Origin of the sequence: Peribacillus aracenensis (assembly GCF_025175645.1) — a bacterium.
In the GTDB taxonomy this organism is placed as follows: Bacteria; Bacillota; Bacilli; order Bacillales; family DSM-1321; genus Peribacillus; species Peribacillus aracenensis.
This window is the reverse complement of record NZ_JANZMJ010000088.1, coordinates 1-1,520: the sequence shown is the minus strand read 5'-3', so window position 1 is coordinate 1,520 and position 1,520 is coordinate 1. Positions and strand designations below refer to the sequence as shown.

Here is a 1,520-nt window from a genome sequence, read left to right as displayed (position 1 = left end):
ACTGAGTTAGTGAATATTTTAACAAAGTCTTATGATTTCGCTCAATCGGTTGCGACTGATGATGTTTTGAAAAACGATACGGTCAGCGCCATTTCGGAGATCGCGACACCTGTAGTCGATTCAGTGAAAGGGCTTGCGGTTACTGCCATCGAAGCTAAGGATCGTGCTGAAGTGAATCATGACGTGATCGGTCTTTTTGGTCTGTTAAGAATGATGAAAGACCCACAAGCACAAAAACTTTTCCGTTTCGCCCAAGCTTTTCTTGAAGTCTCTTCAGAACGCAAAAACCAAAAATAATTTGATGAATTTTCAATCAGTAAGGACGGGGGATTAACTATGTCAAAACAAATCGTCATCTTAGGTGCAGGTTACGCTGGATTGCTATCTGCCTTATCCGTACGTGAATATTACAAAAAAGATGAAGTACAGGTTACAGTGGTGAACCAATTTCCAACACACCAAATCATCACTGAATTGCACCGTCTTGCAGGCGGATCCATTTCTGAACAAGCCGTTTCCATTCCGTTGGAAAAACTTTTCAAAGGAAAAGATATCGACCTTATCATTTCCAAAGTGGATTCTTTCTCAGTCGATAACAAAGAAGTGAAACTTGCCAATGGTTCCACTTTATCTTATGATGCCCTGGTTGTTGCTTTAGGAAGCCAAACAGGATTCTTCGGCATTCCGGGACTTGAGGAAAACAGCATGGTCTTGAAATCCGTAAACGATGCAAACAAAATTTACAAACATATCGAAGATCGCATCCGCGAATATGCACAAACGAATAATGAAGCGGACGCAACTATCGTGATCGGCGGCGGCGGATTGACAGGCGTCGAGTTAATCGGTGAAATCGTGGATCATTTCCCTAAAATTGCCAAAAAATTCGGAGTGGACTTCAAGGACTTGAAAATCAAGCTTGTAGAAGCTGGTCCAAAAATCCTTCCGGTCCTGCCTGACCACTTGATCGAACGTGCGATGACAAGCTTGGAAGCACGCGGCGTTGAATTCCTGACAGGTCTGCCTGTAACGGGTGTTAAAGGAAATCAAATCGAATTGAAAGACGGACAAACGATAACGGCCAATACGCTTGTTTGGACAGGCGGAGTTGCGGCTCTTCCTATCGTGGGCGAATCAGGCCTTGAAGTGGATCGCGGCAAAGCGACCGTTAATGAGTATTTGCAATCCAAATCCCATAATGACGTATTCGTTGTCGGGGACAGCGCCGTTGCGTTCCCTCCAGAAGGCGGCCGTCCATACGCTCCTACTGCACAAAATGCTTGGCAAATGGGTGAGCTTGTTGGTTACAACCTATATGCAGCCTTTGAAGGCAAGAAACTTGAAGAATTTTCACCTGTAAACTCAGGTACACTTGCGAGCCTAGGCCGTAAGGATGCGGTGGCAACCGTTGGGGCCAATAACACTTCCCTTAAAGGCCTGCCGGCTACATTGATGAAAGAAGCAAGTAATGTTCGCTATCTATCACACATCAAAGCCCTATTCAGCTTGGCTTATTAATT

2 protein-coding genes are annotated in these 1,520 nt (G+C 44.7%); both read left to right on the top strand.

Features of this window, described 5'->3' with window-relative positions:
• A partial coding sequence (locus N0M92_RS29035) for a DUF1641 domain-containing protein (RefSeq protein WP_260289023.1) occupies positions 1-297 on the top strand: 297 nt, incomplete at its 5' end.
• Between the two features lie 39 nt (positions 298-336).
• Entirely contained in the window at positions 337-1,518 is a 1,182-nt protein-coding gene (locus tag N0M92_RS29030; RefSeq protein ID WP_098373865.1) for an NAD(P)/FAD-dependent oxidoreductase, read from the top strand.
• The last annotated feature ends 2 nt before the right edge of the window (positions 1,519-1,520 follow it).